The following is a 21,892-nucleotide window of genomic DNA, read 5'->3' as shown; positions in this document are numbered from 1 at the left end:
AAGGTGGCCTGTGTGCTCCAGTGGGAAGCTGATAGACTCCGCGACCATCATGATCAGACTATCCAACCTCACTTTACAGCGTGGTCCGCAGCGCTTGCTAGAAGGCGCCGAGATGACCCTGCACGCCGGTCACAAAGCCGGCCTGATCGGCGCCAACGGCGCCGGAAAATCCAGCTTGTTCGCCTTGCTGCGTGGCGAGCTGTCACCCGATGGCGGTGACTGCCAGCTGCCGGCCGACTGGCGCATCGCCCACATGCGCCAGGAAGTCGATACCCTCGACCGCCTGGCTGTGGACTATGTGCTCGACGGTGACGTGCGCCTGCGCAAGGTCCAGGCCGAATTGGCCGTCGCCGAGGCTGCCCATGACGGTACCGCCCTGGCACGCCTGCACAGTGAGCTGGACAGCGCCGACGGCTATACCGCCGATGCCCGCGCACGCAAGTTGCTGGCCGGGCTCGGGTTCACTGCCGAGCAGATGGATCGCCGCGTCGGCGATTTCTCCGGTGGTTGGCGGATGCGCCTGAACCTGGCCCAGGCGCTGATGTGCCCGTCCGACCTGCTGCTGCTCGACGAACCCACCAACCACCTGGACCTGGATGCCATCCTCTGGCTGGAAGACTGGCTCAAGGGCTACCCCGGCACGCTGCTGCTGATTTCCCACGACCGCGACTTCCTCGATGCGGTGGTCGACCATGTGGTGCACGTCGAACAGCGCAAGCTCAACCTCTACAAGGGCGGCTATACCGCCTTCGAGCGCACCCGGGCCGAGCGCCTGGCGCAGCAGCAGCAGGCCTACGAGAAGCAGCAGGCCCGCCGTGCGCACATGGAGAAGTACATCGCCCGCTTCCGCGCCCAGGCCACCAAGGCTCGCCAGGCGCAGAGCCGGATCAAGGCATTGGAGCGGATGGAAGAGCTGTCGGCGGCCCATGTGGATTCGCCGTTCGACTTCGTCTTCCGTGAGTCGGAGAAGATCTCCAACCCCTTGCTCGACCTTTCCGAAGGTCGGCTCGGTTATGGCGACAAGGCCGTCCTGGAGAAGGTCAAGCTGCAGCTGGCGCCCGGGGCCCGTATCGGCCTGCTCGGCCCCAACGGCGCCGGTAAGTCGACTCTGATCAAGAACCTGGCCGGTGAACTGCAGCCGCTCGCCGGGCGCCTGGTCCGTGGCGAGAACCTGGCCGTGGGCTATTTCGCCCAGCACCAGCTCGACTCGCTGGACGACAAGGCAAGCCCGTTGCTGCACTTGCAACGCATCGCACCTGCCGAGCGCGAGCAGACCCTGCGTGACTTCCTCGGTGGCTTCGACTTCCACGGCGACCGCGTCGACGAGCCAGTGGTGAACTTCTCCGGTGGCGAGAAGGCGCGCCTGGCACTGGCGTTGATCGCCTGGGAGCGGCCTAACCTGCTGCTGCTCGACGAACCGACCAACCACCTGGACCTGGAGATGCGTCTGGCCCTGACCATGGCCCTGCAGGAATTCAGCGGCGCGGTGGTGGTGGTTTCCCACGACCGCCACCTGCTCAAGAGCACCACCGACGATTTCCTGCTGGTGGCCGATGGCAAGGTCGAGGCCTTCGACGGCGACCTGGACGACTATAGCCGCTGGCTGATCGACTACCGCCAGCGCAGCGCCCCTACCAGCAATGCTCCGGCCAACCCGGACAAGACCGACAAGAAGGCCCAGCGCCAGGCTGCCGCCGCCTTGCGCCAGCAACTGGCGCCCCACAAGCGCGCAGCCGAGAAGCTGGAAGCCGAGCTGAACCAGGTGCACGGGCAATTGGCCGAGATCGAAGCCGCCCTGGGCGATGCCAGCCTCTACGAAGCGGCTCGCAAGGACGAACTGCGTGACCTGCTGGCCCGCCAGACCAAGCTCAAGCAGCGTGAAGGTGAGCTTGAGGAAGCCTGGATGGACGCCCTGGAGACTCTCGAGAGCATGCAGGCCGAACTCGAGGCGCTGTCCTGATGGAGGCGTTGCGTTCGCTGCTGCCGGGGCAATGGATGGATGCGTTCTGGCTGGGGTTGCAGATCCTGCTGATCCTGATCGCCGCGTTCATCCTGCAGCGTGTGGTCGCGCGGGGCCTGAAGAGCCTGGGTGAGCGCTACCCGCTGCCGCCGGAGCTGCTGGTGCCGGTGCGTGGTGGCCTGCGCTGGCTGATCATGGGCAGCGCACTGTTGTTCGTGCTGGAGCGCATGGGCGTTTCGGCCACGGTGCTGTGGACGGCCCTGTCGGGCTTCGTGGCCGTGGCAGCGGTGGCGTTCTTCGCCATCTGGAGCGTATTGTCCAACCTGCTGTGTGCGGTGCTGATCTTCACGGTCGGGCCGTTTCGCATCGGCGATGTGGTCGAGCTGGTCGACACCCTGGACAAGCCCGGGGTCAAGGGCCGGGTGATCGCCATCAACCTGTTGTACACCACGTTGATGGAAACGCCCGAGGCGGGCGGGGCGCTGGTGCAAGTGCCGAACAGCCAGTTCTTCCAGAAGGCTGTGCGCCGCTGGCGAGGGACCGAGGTGCCGGTCGTGACCAAGGGTGAGGCGGTCGAGGCTGATTGATAGCTGGAACCGTATCGGGCTCGGCGGTATGCCTGTGAGAGCGGGTTTACCCGCGAAGAAGCCTGCACCGGCACCCTAAAAATCGCTGGTTATTTTTTCGCCAAGGCCTTAGCTTAACCTTTTGCAATATTTGTTCGAGCGAGGTGTGCGATGTCGATGGAAACCTGGTTGGCCTTTCTGGCCGCATGCTGGGTGATCAGCCTGTCGCCGGGTGCCGGGGCCATTGCCTCGATGTCCAGCGGGCTGCAGTACGGTTTTTGGCGTGGCTACTGGAACGCCTTGGGCCTGCAACTGGGCCTGATCGTGCAGATCGCCGTCATCGCCGCCGGTGTCGGCGCCATCCTCGCGGCTTCGGCCACCGCCTTCCAGCTCATCAAGTGGTTCGGTGTCGGCTACCTGGTGTACCTGGCCTACAAGCAATGGCGCGCCTTGCCCATGGACATGAGCGACTCCTCTGCCGTGCGGCCGATCGGCAAGCCGTTGAGCCTGGTGTTCCGTGGTTTCCTGGTCAACGTCAGCAACCCCAAGGCCCTGGTGTTCATGCTCGCGGTGCTGCCGCAGTTCATCAACCCCCATGAGCCATTGCTGCCGCAGTACCTGGCCATTACCGCGACCATGATCACCGTCGACATGCTGGTGATGGCTGGCTACACAGGGCTCGCAGCCCGCGTGCTGCGGTTGCTGCGCACACCCAAGCAGCAGAAGCGCCTGAACCGCACCTTCGCCGGGCTGTTCATCGGTGCGGCGACCTTCCTGGCCACCTTGCGCCGCGCGCCGGTCTGACCTGCCGTAGACGGCCCAGCAGAGACAGGGCCTTCACGGCTGTTTATCGACCAACCCCTTGAGCAGGTCCATCGGCAGCGGAAAGACGATGGTCGAACTCTTGTCCCCGGCAATCGTTCCCAGGGTCTGCATGTAGCGCAACTGCATCGCTCCCGGCTCCTTGCCAAGCATCTGCGCGGCCTGCATCAATTTCTCCGAGGCCTGCAATTCCCCTTCGGCGTGGATCACCTTGGCCCGCCGTTCGCGTTCGGCCTCGGCCTGGCGGGCGATGGCGCGCACCATCGACTCGTTGAGGTCGACGTGCTTGATCTCGACATTGGCCACCTTGATGCCCCAGGCGTCGGTCTGGGCGTCCAGCACCAGGCGAATGTCCGAGTTCAGTTGCTCGCGCTCGGCCAGCAATTCGTCGAGCTCATGCTTGCCCAGTACCGCGCGCAGGGTGGTCTGGGCCAGCTGGCTGGTGGCACTGAAGAAGTCCTCTACCTGGATGATCGCCTTCTGAGGGTCGAGCACGCGAAAGTACACCACGGCATTGACCTTGACCGAGACGTTGTCGCGGGTGATCACATCCTGGGTCGGCACATCGAGTACCACCGTGCGCAGGTCGACCCGCACCATCTGCTGGATGCCCGGGATCAGGAGGATCAGGCCAGGCCCCTTGACCTGCCAGAAGCGCCCCAGCTGGAACACCACGCCACGCTCATACTCGCGCAGGATACGCAGGGCCGAAAGCAGCAGCAGGCCGAGGACCGCCAGCACCGCGCCGAAACCGAATTGAACGAACATCGTCACTCTCCTTGCGCACCGGGCGCGGTGGCGCTGACCTCCAGCATCACGCCACGGCGGGCTGTCACGCGCACATGTTGCCCAGTTTGCAACGGGGTCGTGCACTGGGCTTGCCATTGTTCGCCCTGGGCCTGCACCGAGCCGCAGAACGGGTTGTCCGCCATCACCTGGGTCACTGTGGCCAGGCTGCCGACCAGGCCGGCGTCGCCGCTGACCAGGGCGCGTTGCCGCGCCTTGATGGCCATGCCCAACACGCCGCCGAGCAGCAGGGCCGAGACCACCGCCAGGGCGACGATCAGCGCCAGCGGGATGCCGAAGCCAGGGGCGTCGGTATCGATCAGGATCACTGCGCCCACCACGAAGGCGACGATACCGCCGAAACCGACCACGCCGAAGCTCGGCAGGAACGCCTCGGCGATCATGAACGCTACGCCGAGCAATACTAGGGCCACCCCGGCGTAGCTCACCGGCAACAGCTGCAGGGCGTACAGCGCCAGCAGCAGGCAGATACCGCCCACCACGCCGCCGACACCGGAGCCTGGGTTGATGAACTCGAACAGCAGGCCGTAGATGCCGATCATGATCAGGATCAGCGCCACGCTGGGGTTGGTGATCACCGCCAGCAGGCGAGTGCGCCAGTCGGGCAGGTGTTCGACCACGGCCGCTCCTGCCGTGTGCAACTGGCGGGGCTGGTCGGCGGCGACCAGGGTCTTGCCGTCCAGCTGTGCGAGCAGCTCGGGCAGGTCGTGGGCCACCTGGTCGATGACCTTGATGCGCAGCGCCTCGCTGGCCGACAGGCTCACCGCCTCGCGTACCGCCTGTTCCGCCCAGTCGGCGTTGCGCCCGCGCAGTTGGGCCAGGCCGCGGATATAGGCTGCGGCATCGTTGACCTGCTTGCGGGCCAGCGCATCGTTCTCGCTGGGCCCGTCTGGCGCCGGTTTGCCAGGCGACGGCGCACCAACCTGCACCGGCGTGGCCGCGCCCAGGTTGGTGCCCGGGGCCATGGCCGCCACGTGGCTGGCGTACAGGATGTACGTCCCGGCGCTGGCTGCGCGGGCGCCGCCGGGGGCGACGAAGCTGGCCACCGGCACGGGGCTGGCGAGGATGGCCTTGATGATCTGACGCATGGAGGTATCCAGGCCGCCGGGCGTATCCAGGCGGATCACCACCAACTGCGCGCCTTGTTCCTGGGCCTGTTCCAGACCACGCACCAGGTAGTCGGCACTGGCCGGGCCGATGGCGTCGTCCACGCTCAACACCCAGACGCTGGCGCCGGGCACCGCCTGGCCGCCCGGTACGGTGCCGAGCAACAGCACAAGCAGCAGCCAACGCCAGCAGCGAGCGATCACCTATCGTCACCTCGTCAGGTCCTGTCAACGAAGTTTAGCCGTGCCTGCCGGGGCACGGCCTAAACTTGCAGATGGGGGGTAAACCGGAGGTGCATCATGCGTATGGCCAAGACCCTGCAGCAGCGCCTGGACAAGGCGAACTGCGATTACGACATCATTCCCCATCCTCACTCGGCCACGAGCCTGGAGTCGGCGCGCACGGCCGGCGTTCCCGCAGAGCGGGTCGCCAAGTCGGTGATGCTCGACGACCGCCATGGCAACTACATCATGGCCGTGCTACCGGCCAACCGGCATCTGGACATGAGCAAGATCCGCATGTCCGGCGCCTGGCAGCTGACCCGCGAAAGCGGCTTGCCGACCCTGTTCGGCGACTGCGAGCGTGGCGCCGTGCCAGCGCTTGGCGATGCCTATGACATAAAAATGCTGCTCGACCCGAGCCTTACCCGCCAGGGCGATGTCTACCTGGAGGCGGGTGACCACGATCACTTGATCCACATGAGCATGGAGCAGTACCTGAAGCTGGTTCCGCATGCCGAAGTGCGCGAACTGTGCTGATGTCCCTCAACCCATTGCCGGGCTGGCGTCGTGGACGACCCGCCCGGCCGCAGGAGGAATCATGGAAGCACCGATCCATCCGTTCGCCGAACTGTTCAAGCAACTGGGGCTGGCGGACGATGCCGAGAGCATCGACAAGTTCATCACCACCCACTCGCCGCTCAAGAATGAGATCAAGCTGGTGGATGCGCCGTTCTGGACCGAGGCCCAGCGCGCCTTTCTCAAGGAGAGCGTGATAGACGACGCCGATTGGGCCGTGCCGTTCGATCAACTCAACGAGGCGTTGCGCCGACCCAGGCAATAAAGCGCCGAGTGGCACCTGATGGGTGATGGGGCCGTTGCTATGCTCAGGTAAAACAACAGGGGATAGCGTGATGAAAGATCCCTACGCATCAGGTTTCTGGTGCTCCGTGACGATCCTGGGCATCCTGACGGCCGGTTACTTCTACGGTATCCGCCATGTCCACTCCATGGGCCACGCGCTGCAGTTCATGTATGCCGCGGCCGCGATCACGGCGGCAGCGGTGCTCTGCGTGCTGGCATGGATCGCCTGGCAGCAGTTGCGCTTGAACAAGCGCGAGGTGAGCCAGGGCCATACGCTGTTGGCCATCTGGAACACCAAGGTCGCGCTGCGGCGCGTCGAGACCGTGTTCGACCGTTATTTCTGGGGCAGCTACTGGCATTCCGGGCGGACTTTCGAGGAGGTCATGGGCGAGCTCAAGGGCACGCCGCTGGAACAGAGCCTGGATGCGCTCAAGCGCCAATGTCGGGAGCTGGACCGGGAGGTCCATGATCACCAGCATCGCTGGCTGGCCAATGCCCGCGACCTTTCCAGCGTGGCCACGGCCATGGCCCGCGAACGTTACCAGCTGGACTTGTGCGACTCGCAAGGACGCGAGGGCGGCAACACAGCCGTGCTCAACCGCGACTTGGAAGTGCTGGTGTACACCTGGTCAGCGCGGCTGCGCAGCTTCGACCATCAGTTGGACGAGCTGGAGCGTGCTTACCATTGAAGGGTAGGGGCTGCTTTGCAGCCCCCAATCCGCTTATTCACCGCGAATGTACTGCTCCAACTGCAGGATCAGGTTGGCTTGCTCGGCAATGGTTTCCTTGACCAGGTCACCGATCGACAGCAGGCCGAGCAGCTCGCCATTGCTCACTACCGGCAGGTGGCGCAGGTGGCGGTTGGTCATCAGGTTCATGCAGTACTCGAGGTTCTGCTTGGGCTCGACCGTGACCACCGGCGCGCTCATGATCTCGCGCACGGGGGTGGCGGCCGAAGAGCGACCCTTGAGCACCAGTTTGCGGGCGTAGTCGCGTTCGCTGACGATCCCCACCACCTGGTTGTCTTCTACCACCGGCAATGCGCCGATGTTTTTTTCTGCCAGCAGTTTGAGGGCGTCGAGCACCGAGTCGTCAGGGCCGATGGTGTAGACGGTCTGATGCTGTGACTTGGTCTTGAGCAATTGTTCGACGTTCTTCATACGGGCCTCTGCAGGTGGAAAAATCGATGGGTCGATTTAACTAAAGCATCCGGCATGCCGACCTGCACGGCAATGCAGGAAACGGCATCGACGCGATTGAAAAACGTCATGGCAGTCACCCCGGCATCGTCTGTTGGGGCTGCACTGGTTCTGTAGGAGTGGGCTTGTCCCGCGATCAAGGGCGAAGCCCTTGCCATGTAATCGCGTGGTCGGGCCGGCCCAATCGCGGGACAAGCCCGCTCCTACAGGAGGGAACACTTCAGAGCTTGGGCATCTGCCCGATCCGCGCGACCATCTCGCTGACGATCTGCAAATCGAGCATGAACTGCTCCACGGTCTTGAACTCGTTGTCGTTGTGCCCGGTGTACTTCACATTGGGCATGGCCAGGCCGAATTGCACCCCGTTGGGCAGGTCATGCACCGACGTCGCGCCGGCGGAGGTGCCGAACTCGTGGGGCAAGCCGAGGTTTTCGGTGGCCACGTCGAGCAGCGCCTTGACCCACTCGCCTTCCGGGTTGCGGTACATCGGCTCGTCGAGGCTGTAGTCGAAGGCCACCGAGGTATGGCTGCCACGTGCCCAGGTGCCCAGCTTGTCAGCCAGGTCGTCCTTGATCGCGGCGATCGGCTTGCCTTTCGGGATGCGCAGGTTGACTGCGAGTTTCAAGGCCTTTTGGTCGAGGCCGACGTAGGTCAGCGAGGCGGTCAACGGGCCCATGAATGTATCCTCGAAGCCCACGCCCAGCTTCTTGCCCAGATAGTCCAGGCCCCAGTTGTCGGCCGCGTAGCGGGCGGCGTCGGTGATGTGGTTGTGCTTGAGCGGCACCTGGTCACCCAGGCCATTGAGGAAGTCGAGCATGCGCGCTACCGGGTTGACCCCCGACTCCGGCTCCGAGGAGTGGGCCGAGACGCCGGTGACGGTCAGGATCACCTCCTTGCCGGCTACCTTGGCATCGATGGTGAAGTCTCCACCGTTACGCTTGACGTACTCATCGCCCGCTTTCTTCAGGCCCTCGGCCAGTGCGGCTGGGTTGTCGCCGAGCAAGGTCGCCACCGAGGTGGAGGGGATCTGGTTGGTGGCCAGCCCGCCTGTCAGCTGGGTGACTTCCGCGCCCTTGCCGGTGGCCGGGCGTCGACGGAAGCTGGCCATCACGGTGCCGTAGCCTTTTTCCGCGATCACCACGGGGTAGCCGCCATCCAGGGCCAGGTTGTAGTTGGGCTTGGGGTTGCGGGCGAAATAGTAGGGGATGGCCTCGCCGGTGGTTTCCTCGGTGGTGTCCACCAGCAGCTTGAACTGGCGGGCCAGCGGCAGCTTTTCGTCCTTGGCCACTTTCAAGGCGTACAGCGCCACGACGATACCGTTCTTGTCGTCCTCGGTGCCGCGGCCATACATGCGGTCGCCGACCAAGGTGACCTTGAACGGGTCCAGGCGCGTGCCATCCTCGAGCTTCCAGTTGGCCGGGTTCACCGGCACCACGTCAGCATGGGCGTGGATGCCGACGACTTCCTTGTCGTTGTCACCCAGGGAGATCTCGTAGACCCGGTTGTCGATGTTGCGGAAGGTCAGGCCGAAACCCTCGGCCAGCGCCCTGATCTTGTCGGCGATCTTGAGGAACTCGGGGTTCTCGTGCTGCGGCACGCCCTCGACCTGGAAGGTCGGGATGGCCACCAGTTCACGCAGCGTCTCGGTGGCGGCCTTGCCGTACTTGATGCGGGTGTAGAGGCCGAGCAGGCGGTTGATTTCATTCTGCTGGTCGGCGGACAGCGGTTTGCTGCCCAGGTAGGCCTGTACCGTGTCGGCGAGGTTGTCCGCCTTGGCCAGGTCGCTGTCTGCCAGCTTGCCGAGGAACTGACGGAAACCAGCCGGGTCGCTGCCGTCGTAGGCCTTGAGGATAGCGGCCGATTGCTGTGGCGTGAGGTTGGCCTGGGCCTGGCCGGCGAACAGCCCGAGGCTGGCGAGCAGTAGCGTGGCGGTGGTGAGTTTTTTCAGGGTCATGGGTCAGCGCAGTCCTTCGCAGATCATGGAAAGAGGAACCCGCTCCGTAGGAACGGGAAGGCACCCACGCTAACACCAATGACCTGCCTCAGGGGAGAGGCACAATGGCACTGACGCACAAACGAAAAAGCCCCGGGAAATCTCCCAGGGCTTCAGGTATGGCGCACTCGGCGGGATTCGAACCCACGACCCCTGCCTTCGGAGGGCAGTACTCTATCCAGCTGAGCTACGAGTGCAACGGGGCGCATGATACCCATCTCCGGGGGTTGCGTCCATCGCCTTGATCTGTAGCTGTTTTTGCCACAAGACGGTGATGACCCCAGCGTGGGGCGAGCCCGCTCCCACCAGGGGCGCTCAGCGAGCCCGCGATGAGCGCTGCCATAATGTTATGCGATATCGGTATTTCCCATGCCGTTCTTATGCTTGCTATTCTCTCGTCACAACTTGTTATAACAAGTCAGCCTACAGCGAAGAGAACCATGGCCGAACTGCTCCCCTTGTCCCCGGTACCGCTCTACACCCAGCTCAAGGAAGTGCTGCGCGAGCGCATCCTCGATGGCACCTACCCACCCCACAGCCGCATGCCGTCGGAAAGCGAGCTGGGCAAGGCGTTCGATGTCAGCCGTATCACCGTACGCCAGGCCCTGGGCGACCTGCAGAAGGAGGGGCTGATCTTCAAGATCCACGGCAAGGGCACCTTCGTGGCCAAGCCCAAGGCATTCCAGAACGTGACCCACCTGCAAGGGCTGGCCGAGTCCATGACGCAGATGGGCTACGAGGTGCTCAACCGGCTGCGCAGTTTCCGTCATGTGCCGGCCAGTGCGCTGGTGGCGGCGCGGCTGCAGGTGGAGGAGGGCAGCCTGGTCACCGAGATCCGCCGGGTGCGCTTGATCAACCGCGAGCCGGTGTCGCTGGAGCTGACCTGGCTGCCCAAGGCCGTAGGCGAGAAGCTGGAGAAAGCCGACCTGGCCACCTGCGACATCTTCCTGCTGCTGGAGAACGATTGCGGCATCCCGCTGGGCCATGCGGACCTGGCCATCGACGCGGTGCTCGCCGACCGTGACCTGACCCAGGCGCTGGAGGTCGAAGAGGGCTCGCCGATCATGCGTATCGAGCGCCTGACCCACGCCGCCGACGGCACGCCGCTGGACTTCGAACACCTCTACTACCGCGGCGATGCCTTCCAGTACCGCCTGCGCATCGACCGCCAGAAAGGAGCCAAGGCATGACCTTCGACACACGCGACTACGACATCATCGTCATCGGCGGCGGCACTGCAGGGCCCATGGCGGCGATCAAGGCCAAGGAGCAGGACAAGACCCTGCGCGTGCTGCTGCTGGAAAAAGCCAACGTCAAGCGCAGCGGTGCCATCAGCATGGGCATGGATGGCCTGAACAATGCGATCGTCCCCGGCCATGCCACGCCGGAGCAGTACACCAAGGAAATCACCGTGGCCAACGACGGCATCGTCAACCAGGCCGCCGTGCATGCCTATGCCACCCACAGCTTCGAGACCCTCGAGCAATTGGACCGCTGGGGTGTGAAGTTCGAGAAGGACGAAACCGGCGACTACGCGGTGAAGAAGGTCCACCACATGGGCGCCTATGTGCTGCCCATGCCTGAGGGTCACGACATCAAGAAGGTGCTCTATCGCCAGCTCAAGCGCGCGCGGGTCGAGATCAGCAACCGTGTGGTCTGCACCCGCGTGCTGCTGGACGCTGAAGGCGCTGCGGCCGGGGTGATGGGCTTCGACTGCCGCAGCGGCGAATTTCAGGTGATCCGCGCCAAGGCGGTGATCCTCGCCTGTGGCGCGGCCGGGCGCCTGGGCTTGCCATCGTCGGGCTACCTGATGGGCACCTACGAGAACCCGACCAATGCTGGCGACGGTTATGCCATGGCCTACCACGCCGGGGCGGAGCTGGCGAACCTGGAGTGCTTCCAGATCAACCCACTGATCAAGGACTACAACGGCCCGGCCTGCGCCTATGTCACCGGCCCCTTGGGCGGCTACACGGCCAATGGCAAGGGTGAGCGCTTCATCGAGTGCGACTACTGGAGCGGGCAGATGATGTGGGAGTTCCACCAGGAGCTGGAGGGCGGCAACGGCCCGGTGTTTCTCAAGCTCGACCACCTGGCCGAGGAAACCATCCAGGACATCGAGCAGATCTTGCATAGCAATGAACGCCCCAGCCGTGGCCAGTTCCATGCCGGGCGCGGCACCGACTATCGCCAGCACATGGTGGAGATGCACATCTCCGAGATCGGTTTCTGTTCCGGGCACTCGGCCTCGGGGGTGTGGGTCAACGAGAAGGCCGAGACCAGTGTGCAAGGCCTGTATGCAGCCGGCGACATGGCGGCGGTACCGCACAACTACATGCTGGGCGCGTTCACCTATGGCTGGTTCGCCGGGGTCAACGCTGCCCGCTACGTGGCCGGGCGCGCACTGGCCGAGGTGGACCCGGCCCAGGTCGAGCGCGAGCGCGAGCGGGTGTTCGCCCCGCTGCGGCGTGAGCACGGCCTGCCGCCGGCCCAGGTGGAGTACAAGCTGCGGCGCATGGTCAACGACTACCTGCAGCCGCCGAAAGTGACCAAGAAGATGGAAATCGGCCTGGCGCGCTTCGCCGAGATCGAACGGGACCTATCGCAGATGAAGGCCAATAACCCCCATGAGCTGATGCGCGCCATGGAGGTGAGCGTGATCCGCGACTGCGCCGAAATGGCCGCGCGGGCCTCGCTGTTCCGCGAGGAGAGCCGGTGGGGGTTGTATCACCACCGGGTCGACTTCCCCGAGCGCAACGATGGCGAGTGGTTCTGCCATTGCCATCTGAAGAAGGACGAGGCCGGGCGGATGACCAGTTTCAAGAAACCGGTGGAACCGTACCTGATTCCCCTGGATGCCCAGGAACAGAGCGCATACGACCGGCTGCGAGTGAAGGCCGACGCCGCGTGAATGGGGCCGCTGTGCGGTCCAATCGCGGGTCAGGCCGGTCCCACAGGCGGGCTCACCCAGGAGACACCTGTAGGAGCGGGCTTGCCCCGCGATTGGGCCGGTAGCCTTTCGACAACCAACCATGCGAACCACAGGCTTCAAGGAGCCCTGAGATGGCCTACCAACCCCAAGAAATCTTCTTTCGCAGCAACGCCCCGGTCACCATCGACGAAGACAAGTGCATCGCGGAAAAAGGCTGCACCGTCTGCGTCGAGGTCTGCCCCATGGACCTGCTGGCGATCAACCCAGCCACCCAGAAGGCCTACATGGCCTTCGACGAATGCTGGTACTGCATGCCGTGCGAGAAAGACTGTCCGACAGGCGCAGTGAAGGTGGATATCCCCTACCTGCTGCGTTGACACCATGCAACCCGCCATCCGGCCCGCCGCCGGACGCCATTGGAAATGCCCCCTCGTTTCCCACCACCGCGCCAGGTGGCGGAGACGATGCCAACACTCAAGAACGATTCGAGGGGAAACATCATGCGCCTTGCAGCAACCGTGGCCGGCCTCGTGCTGGCAACCCTTGGCCTGAACGCCAACGCCGAAACCATCCGTGTCGCGATCGGCACCCAGGACACCACCATCAATTGCGCCACCGGCGGCCTGCTGATCCGTGAACTGGGCCTTCTGGAGAAGTACCTGCCCCATGACGGCAAGTACAAGGACGCGACCTACCAGGTCGAATGGAAGAACTTCACCAGCGGCGCGCCGCTGACCAACGAGATGGTCGCCGGCAAGCTCGACTTCGGCGCCATGGCCGACTTCCCCGGCTCGTTCAACGGGGTCGCGCACCTGGATGCGGGCAAGCGCAGCCTGTTCATCAGCGTGTTGTCCGGCAGCGTACAGGGCAGCGGCAACGGCATCGTGGTGCCGGCGGCGTCGAACGTGCAGTCGTTGGCCGAACTCAAGGGTAAGACCATCTCCGTGCCGTTCGCCTCCACCGCCCATGGCATGTTGCTGCGCGCGGTCGCCGCCCAGGGGTGGGACCCACAGAAGGACGTGCGGATCATCGCCCAGGCGCCAGAAATTGCAGGTTCCGCCCTGCGCAGCAACCGCATCGAGGCCCACGCCGATTTCGTGCCTTTCGCCGAGCTGTTCCCCAACCGCGGCTTCGCCCGCAAGATCTATGACGGCGCCCAGGCCAGTGCGCCGACCTTCCACGGCGCCCTGGTCGATGCCGACTATGCCAGCCGCTACCCCGAGGTGGTCACCGCCTACCTGCGCGCCAGCCTCGAGGCCGACCGCCTGATCGCTGCCGAGCCTGAGAAGTACAGCGAGCTGATCGAAAAAGTCACCGGCATCGAGGCCGAGGTCAACTACCTGTTCCATGGCCCGCTCGGCCTGCAGACGCGCGACCTGAGCTGGAAGCCTGAATACCGCAAGGCCGTAGCCACGTCCATCGAGACCCTCAAGCTGCTGAAGAAGACCGACCGTGGCCTGGATACCGCCCAGTTCATCGACGACCAGTACATCCGCGCCGCCTTCAAGCAGGCCGGCCTGGACTACGACAAGGCCCTGGCCAACTACGCCCCATTGCCGCTCCAGGCCAACGATGCGCTGACGGGCCAGCCGATCACCGACTTCACCCGGCTGGCGCAGATCTGGGTGCGAGGCGAGGACAAGGTTCGTCACTACGCCTCCCCACAAGCCGCGCTTGGCGCCTTGGCGCAGTTGGAGCAGGAGGGCAAGGACATCCGTGCCATCTATGCCCAGGCCGCCGACAGTGGCATCAAGCTGCTGGCAAACCAAGCCTGGTTCGTGCGCAATGCCAAGGGTGAGCTGGCTGCCTTCCTGCTCAAGGACCAGGCCGAGCAGTACGCCAAGGCCCACGGCGGCGAAGCGCTGGACTTCGCCAATGCCAACCGCAAGCTGCTCGCCCAGCGCTGATCCGGAGATGCCCTGATGACCCGCGATCTCACGCGCTGGCCGCTGCGCCTGGCCTCGCTGCTGGCCTGCCTGCTGTTCTGGCAGCTGGCCGCTCGCCACAAGCTGGACCTGGGCCTGGTCACCTTCACCTACGTGCCTACACCGGAGGCCGTGCTTGCTGCCGCCTGGCAATTGCTGGCCTCCAACGCCCTGCTGGCGCACCTGGGCAGCAGCCTGACACGGGTATTCACCGGTTACCTGGTCGCCGCCGTGCTGGGCGTGGCGCTGGGGTTGCTGGTCGGTCGCTCGAAATGGGCCGAGGCTACGCTGCTGCCGCCACTGGAGGTGCTGCGCCCGATTCCGGCGGTGGCCTGGATTCCGTTGGCGATTCTGATGTTTCCTTCGTCGGAGCTGTCGATGGTATTCATCACCTTCACCGGTGCGCTGTTTCCGATCCTGCTCAATACCGTGCATGGCGTCGAGGCGATCGACCCGCGCCTGGTTGCTTCGGCGCGCAGCCTGGGGGCCGGGCGCTGGTCGATCTTGCGTGAAGTGGTGTTGCCAGGGGCCTTGCCCAGCATCATCACGGGCCTGGCCATTGGCATGGGCACCTCGTGGTTCTGCCTGGTCACCGCCGAGATGATTTCGGGGCAATTCGGTATCGGTTACTACACCTGGGAGTCCTACACCCTGCAGAACTACCCGGACATCATCGTGGGCATGCTGTTGATCGGCGTATTGGGGATGGGCAGCAGCAGCCTGGTCAGGTGCCTCGGGGCGTTCGCCACGCCCTGGTACCGTACACGGAGGGCAGCCTGATGAACGGCTACCGACAGGCGCCGGAACCCGGGCGCATCGAGGCACGCGGCGTGTCGATTCGCCTCGGTCAGGGGCGGGATGCCTTCGAGGCGGTGGAGGCCCTGGATTTCTCTATCGCCCCGGGGGAATTCGTGTGCATTCTCGGCCCGTCCGGCTGCGGCAAGTCGACCTTGCTAGGCGCCCTGGCCGGCCACCTGGCCCCAAGCAGCGGGCAGCTGGAGGTCGATGGCTTGGCCATCGAAGGCCCTTCACCCCAGCGCGGCATGGTGTTCCAGCACCACACCCTGCTGCCCTGGCGCAGCGTGCTCGACAACGTCGCCTTCGGCTTGAAGATGCAGGGCGTTGGCAAGGCCGAACGCCAGGCGCGCGCCCGAGACATGCTCCGGCTGGTCGGGCTGGAAGATTTCGCCGGCCGTTGGCCGAGCCAGCTTTCAGGGGGCATGCAACAACGCGCCGAGATCGCCCGGGTGTTGATCAACCGCCCACGCCTGCTGCTGATGGACGAACCGTTCGGTGCCCTCGATGCCCAAACCCGTTCGCGCATGCAGGAGCTGTTGCTGGAGATCTGGAGCGGCATCCGTACCACCGTGGTGTTCGTTACCCATGACATCGACGAGGCGCTGTTCCTTGCCGACCGCATCCTGGTGATGAGCCCGCGCCCTGGCCGCTTCATCGACGACCTGCACCTGAGCTTCCCACGCCCACGCCGCGCCAGCCTGCTGACCAGCCCGGCGTTCACTCACCTCAAGCGCCATTGCCTGGCACTGCTACGCCACGAGGAAGGCCGCGAACTGCCGCGCCTGACGCCCTTGGGCTTGCCAGGCACCGACCACCCACCGCTGCGGATTGCCCTATGACCGAACGAACCACCGACAACCCCGACATCCACCAACTGCTGCCCCGCCTGGCTGACACCGACGCGGGGGTGCGGCGCATCGCCCTGATCGAACTGGCCGACCTGGAAGACCCGGACGGCCTGCCCTGGCTGACCGACGCCCTGCTGGTGGACAGCGACCCTGAGGTGCGCGCCGAGGCCGCGCGTTTGCTTGAAGCCTGGGAAGCACCCGAGGTGGTACAGGCGCTGTGCGCGGCTCTGGCCGACACTGCCGAGCCGGTGCGCCAGGCGGCGGCCCAGAGTCTGAGCGAGCTCAAGTCCCTGGAGACCGGCCTGCTCATCCTGCCCTGGGCCGAGCATGCCGATGGGTTCGTGCGCGCCAGCGCGCTGCGGGCGCTGCGCGAGCTGCGCCTGGAAGAGGCTGCGGCCCCTGCCTTGAGGGCGCTCGATGACGCGGAGGCTGCCGTACGCCGTGAGGCGGTGGGTATCCTCGGCTGGCTGAAACATGCGCCTGCCTTGCCGGCCCTGGCCCGGTTGGCGACCGAGGAAATGGACACCGAGGTGCGCCGCGCCGCGATCGGTGCGCTGGGGCTGGCACGTGATGCGGGTGTGCTGCCGGCGCTGGTCATGGCATTGCGCGACGAGGCCTGGCAGGTGCGCGAGGAGGCGGCCACCACGCTGGGCAAGGTCGGCCTTGGCGAGGCGGGCCCGGCCTTGGTCGAGGCGCTCGATGACGTTTACTGGCAAGTGCGCCTGCGCGCAGCCCGGGCCTTGGGTCGGCTGCGCCACGACGCGGCGCTGGAGCCCCTGGCCAGCTTGTTGGGCCACGGCATCGCGAACCTGCGCAAGGAGGCTGCCCTGGCCTTGGGCGAGCTGGGCCAGGCCCGGGCATTGCCTGCGTTGCAGGCCGCCGAAGCCGATGCCGACCCGGAGGTGCGCAAGGCCGTGCGCATTGCCTTGGCCCAGTTGCAAGGAGCGGTGTGATGGACGCGCCAAGCGCCGTGCGCAACTTGCGTGGGCAAGGCGAACTGGCGGTGCAATGGGGCGAGACCTTGCAGGTGGTCAGCCATGCGCGGCTGCGCGGTGCCTGCCCCTGTTCGCAGTGCCGGGCGGCGGCATTGCGGGGTGGGATCGCCCTGGTACGCGAAGGTGTGCGGGTGGAGCGTATCGCGTTGCAAGGGTATGGGGTACAACTGGTCTTCAGCGACGGGCATGACCGGGGCATTTACCCATGGAGCTATCTGCGCAGCCTCGGCTAGGGCTGCGCCGGCCGTCGGTCCCTACGCCATTCTTCCTTCATGACACTGGGCTAACCTGTACTGGCCTCATCGCCGGCAAGCCGGCTCCCACCTGTCCTGCACTGTTTTCAGAGACACCGCCGTACCTGTGGGAGCCGGCGTGCCGGCGGTAGGAGTGGCCACCGGTGTTCAACCGTTCGTTCTTTTTTTCGAACAGCCTATTGTCCAACACCCCAGCAGCCGCTTAGCATTCCGTTTGAGATTTCAAACGCTCGATGCCCAGGCGTTGAACACTCCTGGTGCAAGAATTCCTGATGGCGCCCCCAAGGTGCCTTTCAACAATCAATAATCAGCCCCGTCCGTGCACGGTGCTTTCAAGGGAATCCGACATGCAGCTCAAAGACGCTCAGTTGTTCCGCCAGCAAGCCTTCATCAACGGTGAGTGGCTGGACGCGGACAACGGTCAGACCATCAAGGTGACCAACCCGGCCACCGGTGAAGTCATCGGTTCCGTGCCGAAGATGGGCGCCGCCGAAACCCGCCGCGCCATCGAGGCTGCCGACAAGGCCCTGCCGGCTTGGCGCGCACTGACCGCCAAAGAGCGTGCTGGCAAGCTGCGTCGCTGGTTCGAGCTGATGATCGAGCACCAGGACGACCTGGCCCGCCTGATGACCACCGAGCAGGGCAAGCCACTGGCCGAAGCCAAGGGCGAGATCGCCTACGCCGCCTCGTTCATCGAGTGGTTCGCCGAAGAAGGCAAGCGCGTCTACGGTGACGTGATCCCTGGCCACCAGCCGGACAAGCGCCTGATCGTCATCAAGCAGCCGATCGGCGTCACCGCCGCCATCACCCCGTGGAACTTCCCGGCCGCGATGATCACCCGTAAAGCCGGCCCGGCGCTGGCCGCTGGCTGCACCATGGTCCTCAAGCCTGCTTCCCAAACCCCATACTCCGCCCTGGCCCTGGTCGAGCTGGCCAACCGTGCCGGCATCCCGGCTGGCGTGCTGAGCGTGGTGACCGGCAGCGCTGGCGAAGTCGGCGGCGAGCTGACCAGCAACGCCCTGGTGCGCAAGCTGTCCTTCACCGGCTCCACCGAAATCGGTCGCCAACTGATGGAAGAATGCGCCAAGGACATCAAGAAGGTCTCCCTGGAGCTGGGCGGCAACGCGCCGTTCATCGTGTTCGACGACGCCGACCTGGACAAGGCGGTCGAGGGCGCGATCATCTCCAAGTACCGCAACAACGGCCAGACCTGCGTCTGCGCCAACCGTATCTACGTTCAGGATGGCGTCTACGACGCGTTCGCCGATAAGCTCAAGGCCGCTGTCGCCAAGCTGAAGATCGGTAACGGCCTGGAAGAAGGCACCACTACAGGTCCGCTGATCGACGGCAAGGCTGTCGCCAAGGTCCAGGAGCACATCGAAGACGCAGTCTCCAAGGGCGCCAAGGTGCTGTCCGGCGGCAAGCTGATCGAAGGCAACTTCTTCGAGCCGACCATCCTGGTCGACGTACCGAAGAGCGCTGCCGTGGCCAAGGAAGAAACCTTCGGCCCGCTGGCTCCGCTGTTCCGCTTCAAAGACGAAGCCGAAGTCATCGCCATGTCCAACGACACCGAGTTCGGCCTGGCTTCGTACTTCTACGCCCGTGACATGAGCCGTGTGTTCCGTGTCGCCGAGGCTCTGGAGTATGGCATGGTGGGTATCAACACCGGCCTGATCTCCAACGAAGTGGCACCGTTCGGTGGCATCAAGGCCTCGGGCCTGGGCCGCGAAGGTTCCAAGTACGGCATCGAGGACTACCTCGAGATCAAGTACCTGTGCATCAGCATCTGATCACGTACTGAATTTCCCTCTGCCAGCGGGGCGCGAGAGCGACGTCTCGCTGGCCTTTTTGACACCGTAGTACCTGGTGGCCAGGGCGTTCACGACAGTCGATCAACGAATACTGTGCGTGGTCGCATCCAGCCACCCCCGAATAACAGCGCCATCTTGAGTCGGCGCGAATGAGGGCATTATGAGCAAGACCAACGAATCCTTGATGCAACGCCGTGTCAACGCCGTCCCACGTGGCGTTGGCCAGATCCACCCGATCTTCGTCGACACCGCGAAGAACTCGACCGTGATCGACGTTGAAGGCCGCGAACTGATCGACTTCGCCGGCGGCATCGCAGTACTGAACACCGGCCACCTGCACCCGAAAGTGGTTGCCGCCGTTCAAGAGCAGCTGACCAAAGTCAGCCACACCTGCTTCCAGGTTCTGGCGTACGAGCCCTACGTAGAGCTGTGCGAGAAGATCAACTCGATGGTCCCGGGCGACTTCGCCAAGAAGACCCTGCTGGTCTCCACCGGTTCCGAAGCCGTCGAGAACGCCGTGAAGATCGCCCGTGCCGCCACTGGCCGTGCCGGCGTGATCGCCTTCACCGGCGGCTACCACGGCCGCACCATGATGACCCTGGGCCTGACCGGCAAGGTCGTGCCTTACTCCGCTGGCATGGGCCTGATGCCAGGCGGCATCTTCCGCGCCCTGTTCCCGAGCGAACTGCACGGCATCAGCGTTGACGACGCTATCGCCTCGGTCGAGCGCATCTTCAAGAACGACGCCGAGCCACGCGACATCGCTGCCATCATTCTCGAGCCGGTACAAGGCGAAGGCGGCTTCCTGCCAGCGCCGAAAGAGTTGATGAAGCGCCTGCGCGCCCTGTGCGACCAGCACGGCATCCTGCTGATCGCCGACGAAGTCCAGACCGGTGCTGGCCGTACCGGCACCTTCTTCGCCATGGAGCAGATGGGCGTCGCGCCTGACCTGACCACCTTCGCCAAGTCCATCGCCGGCGGCTTCCCGCTGGCCGGTGTGTGCGGCAAGGCCGAGTACATGGACGCCATCGCCCCGGGCGGCCTGGGCGGCACCTACGCCGGTTCGCCGATCGCGTGCGCCGCGGCCCTGGCCGTCATCAAGGTGTTCGAAGAAGAGAAACTGCTGGACCGCAGCAAGGCTGTGGGCGAGCGCCTGACCACCGGCCTGCGCAAGATCCAGGAAAAGCACCCGATCATCGGTGATGTCCGCGGCTTGGGCTCGATGATTGCTGTGGAAGTCTTCGAGAAAGGCACCCACACCCCGAACGCTGCCGCAGTCGCCCAGGTTGTGGCCAAGGCGCGTGACAAGGGCCTGATCCTGCTGTCTTGCGGCACCTACGGCAACGTCCTGCGTATCCTGGTTCCGCTGACCGCGGAAGATGCGCTGCTGGACAAGGGCCTGGCGATCATCGAAGAGTGCTTCGCCGAGCTCGCCTGAATGTGACAGGCGTCAGAAAAAAACCCGCTTCGGCGGGTTTTTTTTATGCCCAATACCGGAGCGGAACGCTATCGTTGTGCCATGGATTCGCTTGGATGCTGCGACGGATCGCATGTAAAGGATTGCCAGGAGTCGCCGATGAGCGCTGCAACCCCCACCCCGCCTTGTGTCCTGATCGCCGAAGGCGATCCCTGGGTGCGCGACATGCTCCGCGAGATGCTGCTCAGCGTGCGTTGCGATGCACGCCTGCAGGTCTGCGCCGATGGCCCGGAGGCCCTGGCCGCGCTGGCGAGCAAGCCCGACCTGATCATCGCCGCCCGTGAGCTGGCCGGTGTCGATGGCCTCGACCTGCTGCGCAACGTGCGGGCCAAGGGGCACAAGCCCGCGCTGCCGTTCATCCTGATGAGCGAACGCAACGACAGCGCCAGCGTGCATGAAGTGCTGCCGTTGCACCCCACGGCCTACCTGAGCAAACCCTTGGACCTGGACTCGCTGCGTCAGCGCCTGGAGAAACTGCTGCTGGACGTCGGCGAACAGATCGCCTGCCCGGTGGCCCCATTGCCGCCGGGGATCACATTGGCGGCCTACCTGGAGCAACGCCGCGTCAGTGCCGATGGCGGCCCGCTGTTCGCCGATGTGCAGGTGGCGATCAAACGTGCACTCGATCCCCATGGGCTGGACCTCAAGCTGCTCGAGCAGGAGCTGCGCAACGACCCGCAGATCACCGCGGTATTGATCGCTGCTGCCAACAGCGCCGCCCTGCACAGTGAAGTACCGGTGCAGACCCTGTTGCAGGCCTTGGGCAAGCTGGGCAGTACCCAGAGCATGAACCTGATCCTGGGCCTGACCCTCAAGCGCAGCGCGCGGCTGAGCGACCCGATGCTGGCCGACCCTGCGGCCCGTTACTGGGACCTCTCGCTGCACACCGCCGAATATGCGCGCAGCCTGGCGCGCCTGCTGGAACTGGAAGAAGAGCGGTGCTATTGCGCAGGGTTGCTGCATTGCTTGGGTGATCTGGCGGTGCTGCGTTGCCTGCAGGAGTGGCGCCTGGCCGGCGGCGACCTGGACGAGGGCCAGGTGCAACGAGCGCTCGGCGAATACGGCGCCGCCTTCGGCTCGGCGCTGCGCACGCGCTGGCGTTTGCCGTTGGGGCTGCGCGAACTGATCGCGGCGATCTACCAGCTGGGCGGCGGGGTGTATTCGCGGGAGATCCTGGCCATGAACCTGGCCGGTCAGTTGTCGCGGCTGCCGGCCGGGCAGGGGCTGGAGAAGGTGGCCAGCAACAAGACGGCGCGATTGCTCAAGCTGGGGTTGGCGGAGTTGAGCCGGCTGCGCAAGGTCGAGGGCTGAATGTC

21 protein-coding genes and 1 tRNA gene are annotated in these 21,892 nt (G+C 64.9%); 17 read left to right on the top strand and 5 right to left on the bottom strand.

Translation table 11 applies throughout. From position 1 onward, the window contains the following. Positions 1–49: 49 nt before the first annotated feature. From ACNFCI_RS02480 to ACNFCI_RS02470, 3 genes are all read left to right on the top strand, one after another. Positions 50–1,960, top strand: coding sequence for an ATP-binding cassette domain-containing protein (locus ACNFCI_RS02480; protein ID WP_324816544.1), 1,911 nt, complete (start codon positions 50–52; stop codon positions 1,958–1,960). After that, positions 1,960–2,547 (top strand): mechanosensitive ion channel domain-containing protein, encoded by a 588-nt coding sequence (locus ACNFCI_RS02475; protein WP_084855404.1) that lies wholly within the window; start codon positions 1,960–1,962, stop codon positions 2,545–2,547. Before ACNFCI_RS02480 ends, ACNFCI_RS02475 begins: the two co-directional genes overlap by 1 nt. A gap of 150 nt (positions 2,548–2,697) precedes the next feature. Further along, entirely contained in the window at positions 2,698–3,330 is a 633-nt protein-coding gene (locus tag ACNFCI_RS02470; protein WP_084855405.1) for a LysE family transporter, read from the top strand. A 33-nt stretch (positions 3,331–3,363) separates the two neighbouring features. Here ACNFCI_RS02470 and ACNFCI_RS02465 read toward each other — a convergent pair whose 3' ends face one another. Together ACNFCI_RS02465 and ACNFCI_RS02460 are read right to left on the bottom strand one after the other, a co-directional pair. Next, positions 3,364–4,116, bottom strand: a complete 753-nt coding sequence (locus ACNFCI_RS02465; RefSeq protein WP_084855406.1) for a slipin family protein — start codon at positions 4,114–4,116, stop codon at positions 3,364–3,366. A gap of 2 nt (positions 4,117–4,118) precedes the next feature. Then, positions 4,119–5,465: an NfeD family protein gene (locus ACNFCI_RS02460; RefSeq protein WP_084855407.1), complete on the bottom strand. Its 1,347-nt coding sequence runs from the start codon at positions 5,463–5,465 to the stop codon at positions 4,119–4,121. A gap of 96 nt (positions 5,466–5,561) precedes the next feature. On the opposite strand from ACNFCI_RS02460, the gene ACNFCI_RS02455 reads away from it, so the two are divergent. From ACNFCI_RS02455 to ACNFCI_RS02445, 3 genes are all read left to right on the top strand, one after another. After that, entirely contained in the window at positions 5,562–6,020 is a 459-nt protein-coding gene (locus tag ACNFCI_RS02455; protein ID WP_084855408.1) for an aminoacyl-tRNA deacylase, read from the top strand. A gap of 61 nt (positions 6,021–6,081) precedes the next feature. Then, a complete protein-coding gene (locus ACNFCI_RS02450) occupies positions 6,082–6,324 on the top strand; it encodes a DUF2789 domain-containing protein (protein WP_084855409.1) in 243 nt (80 codons plus the stop codon). Between the two features lie 70 nt (positions 6,325–6,394). Continuing rightward, entirely contained in the window at positions 6,395–7,033 is a 639-nt protein-coding gene (locus tag ACNFCI_RS02445; protein ID WP_324816390.1) for an NADH:ubiquinone oxidoreductase subunit N, read from the top strand. Positions 7,034–7,066: 33 nt separating this feature from the next. Here the strand turns inward: ACNFCI_RS02445 and ACNFCI_RS02440 are convergent, their stop codons facing one another. The 3 genes from ACNFCI_RS02440 to ACNFCI_RS02430 all read right to left on the bottom strand — a co-directional run bounded on the left by ACNFCI_RS02440 (position 7,067) and on the right by ACNFCI_RS02430 (position 9,733). Next, positions 7,067–7,504 carry a CBS domain-containing protein gene (locus tag ACNFCI_RS02440; protein ID WP_084855411.1) on the bottom strand — a complete coding sequence of 146 codons (438 nt, stop codon included), beginning with the start codon at positions 7,502–7,504 and terminating at the stop codon, positions 7,067–7,069. A gap of 259 nt (positions 7,505–7,763) precedes the next feature. After that, on the bottom strand, positions 7,764–9,497 hold the full coding sequence (locus ACNFCI_RS02435) for a dipeptidase (protein ID WP_368828757.1): 1,734 nt from the start codon (positions 9,495–9,497) through the stop codon (positions 7,764–7,766). Between the two features lie 159 nt (positions 9,498–9,656). Continuing rightward, positions 9,657–9,733 (bottom strand) — tRNA-Arg (locus ACNFCI_RS02430). Between the two features lie 243 nt (positions 9,734–9,976). Between ACNFCI_RS02430 and ACNFCI_RS02425 the strand changes: the two genes are divergently transcribed. From ACNFCI_RS02425 to ACNFCI_RS02375, 11 genes are all read left to right on the top strand, one after another. Beyond that, entirely contained in the window at positions 9,977–10,726 is a 750-nt protein-coding gene (locus tag ACNFCI_RS02425) for a GntR family transcriptional regulator (RefSeq protein WP_224457359.1), read from the top strand. Next, complete coding sequence (locus ACNFCI_RS02420) at positions 10,723–12,447, top strand: fumarate reductase/succinate dehydrogenase flavoprotein subunit (RefSeq protein WP_368828758.1); 1,725 nt, start codon at positions 10,723–10,725, stop codon at positions 12,445–12,447. Before ACNFCI_RS02425 ends, ACNFCI_RS02420 begins: the two co-directional genes overlap by 4 nt. Before the next feature lie 152 nt (positions 12,448–12,599). After that, positions 12,600–12,845, top strand: a complete 246-nt coding sequence (locus ACNFCI_RS02415) for a 4Fe-4S dicluster domain-containing protein (protein ID WP_043208219.1) — start codon at positions 12,600–12,602, stop codon at positions 12,843–12,845. A gap of 123 nt (positions 12,846–12,968) precedes the next feature. Next, positions 12,969–14,375 (top strand): ABC transporter substrate-binding protein, encoded by a 1,407-nt coding sequence (locus ACNFCI_RS02410; RefSeq protein ID WP_368828759.1) that lies wholly within the window; start codon positions 12,969–12,971, stop codon positions 14,373–14,375. A gap of 15 nt (positions 14,376–14,390) precedes the next feature. Continuing rightward, positions 14,391–15,173, top strand: coding sequence for an ABC transporter permease (locus ACNFCI_RS02405; protein WP_368828760.1), 783 nt, complete (start codon positions 14,391–14,393; stop codon positions 15,171–15,173). Beyond that, the gene (locus tag ACNFCI_RS02400) at positions 15,173–16,030 is read left to right on the top strand and encodes an ABC transporter ATP-binding protein (protein WP_368828761.1); all 858 of its coding nucleotides are present in this window, start codon (positions 15,173–15,175) and stop codon (positions 16,028–16,030) included. The genes ACNFCI_RS02405 and ACNFCI_RS02400 overlap by 1 nt, the downstream gene beginning before the upstream one ends. Continuing rightward, positions 16,027–16,992, top strand: coding sequence for a HEAT repeat domain-containing protein (locus ACNFCI_RS02395; RefSeq protein ID WP_084853616.1), 966 nt, complete (start codon positions 16,027–16,029; stop codon positions 16,990–16,992). Before ACNFCI_RS02400 ends, ACNFCI_RS02395 begins: the two co-directional genes overlap by 4 nt. Continuing rightward, on the top strand, positions 16,992–17,267 hold the full coding sequence (locus tag ACNFCI_RS02390) for a DUF971 domain-containing protein (protein ID WP_084853618.1): 276 nt from the start codon (positions 16,992–16,994) through the stop codon (positions 17,265–17,267). The genes ACNFCI_RS02395 and ACNFCI_RS02390 overlap by 1 nt, the downstream gene beginning before the upstream one ends. Positions 17,268–17,635: 368 nt before the next feature. Then, positions 17,636–19,078, top strand: coding sequence for an NADP-dependent succinate-semialdehyde dehydrogenase (gene gabD, locus ACNFCI_RS02385; RefSeq protein WP_368828762.1), 1,443 nt, complete (start codon positions 17,636–17,638; stop codon positions 19,076–19,078). A gap of 181 nt (positions 19,079–19,259) precedes the next feature. Then, positions 19,260–20,537, top strand: a complete 1,278-nt coding sequence (gabT, locus tag ACNFCI_RS02380; RefSeq protein ID WP_084853622.1) for a 4-aminobutyrate--2-oxoglutarate transaminase — start codon at positions 19,260–19,262, stop codon at positions 20,535–20,537. A gap of 138 nt (positions 20,538–20,675) precedes the next feature. Next, positions 20,676–21,887 (top strand): HDOD domain-containing protein, encoded by a 1,212-nt coding sequence (locus ACNFCI_RS02375; protein ID WP_368828763.1) that lies wholly within the window; start codon positions 20,676–20,678, stop codon positions 21,885–21,887. Positions 21,888–21,892: the final 5 nt, after the last annotated feature.

This window comes from Pseudomonas sp. NY15356 (assembly GCF_048068175.1).
GTDB classification, from domain to species: Bacteria; Pseudomonadota; Gammaproteobacteria; order Pseudomonadales; family Pseudomonadaceae; genus Aquipseudomonas; species Aquipseudomonas putida_K.
The sequence above is the reverse complement of the archived record's forward strand: the minus strand, read 5'-3'. Positions and strand labels throughout refer to the sequence as shown.

Bases quoted from the DNA above. Each gene is read 5' to 3' on its own strand.
- ACNFCI_RS02450 (WP_084855409.1), top strand. From the start codon at position 6,082: ATGGAAGCACCGATCCATCCGTTCGCCGAACTGTTCAAGCAACTGGGG.
- ACNFCI_RS02440 (WP_084855411.1), bottom strand. From the start codon at position 7,504: ATGAAGAACGTCGAACAATTGCTCAAGACCAAGTCACAGCATCAGACC.
- ACNFCI_RS02375 (WP_368828763.1), top strand. From the start codon at position 20,676: ATGAGCGCTGCAACCCCCACCCCGCCTTGTGTCCTGATCGCCGAAGGC.
- ACNFCI_RS02470 (WP_084855405.1), top strand. From the start codon at position 2,698: ATGTCGATGGAAACCTGGTTGGCCTTTCTGGCCGCATGCTGGGTGATC.
- ACNFCI_RS02390 (WP_084853618.1), top strand. From the start codon at position 16,992: ATGGACGCGCCAAGCGCCGTGCGCAACTTGCGTGGGCAAGGCGAACTG.
- ACNFCI_RS02395 (WP_084853616.1), top strand. From the start codon at position 16,027: ATGACCGAACGAACCACCGACAACCCCGACATCCACCAACTGCTGCCC.
- ACNFCI_RS02465 (WP_084855406.1), bottom strand. From the start codon at position 4,116: ATGTTCGTTCAATTCGGTTTCGGCGCGGTGCTGGCGGTCCTCGGCCTG.
- ACNFCI_RS02480 (WP_324816544.1), top strand. From the start codon at position 50: ATGATCAGACTATCCAACCTCACTTTACAGCGTGGTCCGCAGCGCTTG.
- gabD (WP_368828762.1), top strand. From the start codon at position 17,636: ATGCAGCTCAAAGACGCTCAGTTGTTCCGCCAGCAAGCCTTCATCAAC.
- ACNFCI_RS02445 (WP_324816390.1), top strand. From the start codon at position 6,395: ATGAAAGATCCCTACGCATCAGGTTTCTGGTGCTCCGTGACGATCCTG.
- ACNFCI_RS02435 (WP_368828757.1), bottom strand. From the start codon at position 9,497: ATGACCCTGAAAAAACTCACCACCGCCACGCTACTGCTCGCCAGCCTC.
- ACNFCI_RS02405 (WP_368828760.1), top strand. From the start codon at position 14,391: ATGACCCGCGATCTCACGCGCTGGCCGCTGCGCCTGGCCTCGCTGCTG.
- ACNFCI_RS02400 (WP_368828761.1), top strand. From the start codon at position 15,173: ATGAACGGCTACCGACAGGCGCCGGAACCCGGGCGCATCGAGGCACGC.
- ACNFCI_RS02415 (WP_043208219.1), top strand. From the start codon at position 12,600: ATGGCCTACCAACCCCAAGAAATCTTCTTTCGCAGCAACGCCCCGGTC.
- ACNFCI_RS02475 (WP_084855404.1), top strand. From the start codon at position 1,960: ATGGAGGCGTTGCGTTCGCTGCTGCCGGGGCAATGGATGGATGCGTTC.
- ACNFCI_RS02410 (WP_368828759.1), top strand. From the start codon at position 12,969: ATGCGCCTTGCAGCAACCGTGGCCGGCCTCGTGCTGGCAACCCTTGGC.
- ACNFCI_RS02425 (WP_224457359.1), top strand. From the start codon at position 9,977: ATGGCCGAACTGCTCCCCTTGTCCCCGGTACCGCTCTACACCCAGCTC.
- ACNFCI_RS02455 (WP_084855408.1), top strand. From the start codon at position 5,562: ATGCGTATGGCCAAGACCCTGCAGCAGCGCCTGGACAAGGCGAACTGC.
- gabT (WP_084853622.1), top strand. From the start codon at position 19,260: ATGAGCAAGACCAACGAATCCTTGATGCAACGCCGTGTCAACGCCGTC.
- ACNFCI_RS02420 (WP_368828758.1), top strand. From the start codon at position 10,723: ATGACCTTCGACACACGCGACTACGACATCATCGTCATCGGCGGCGGC.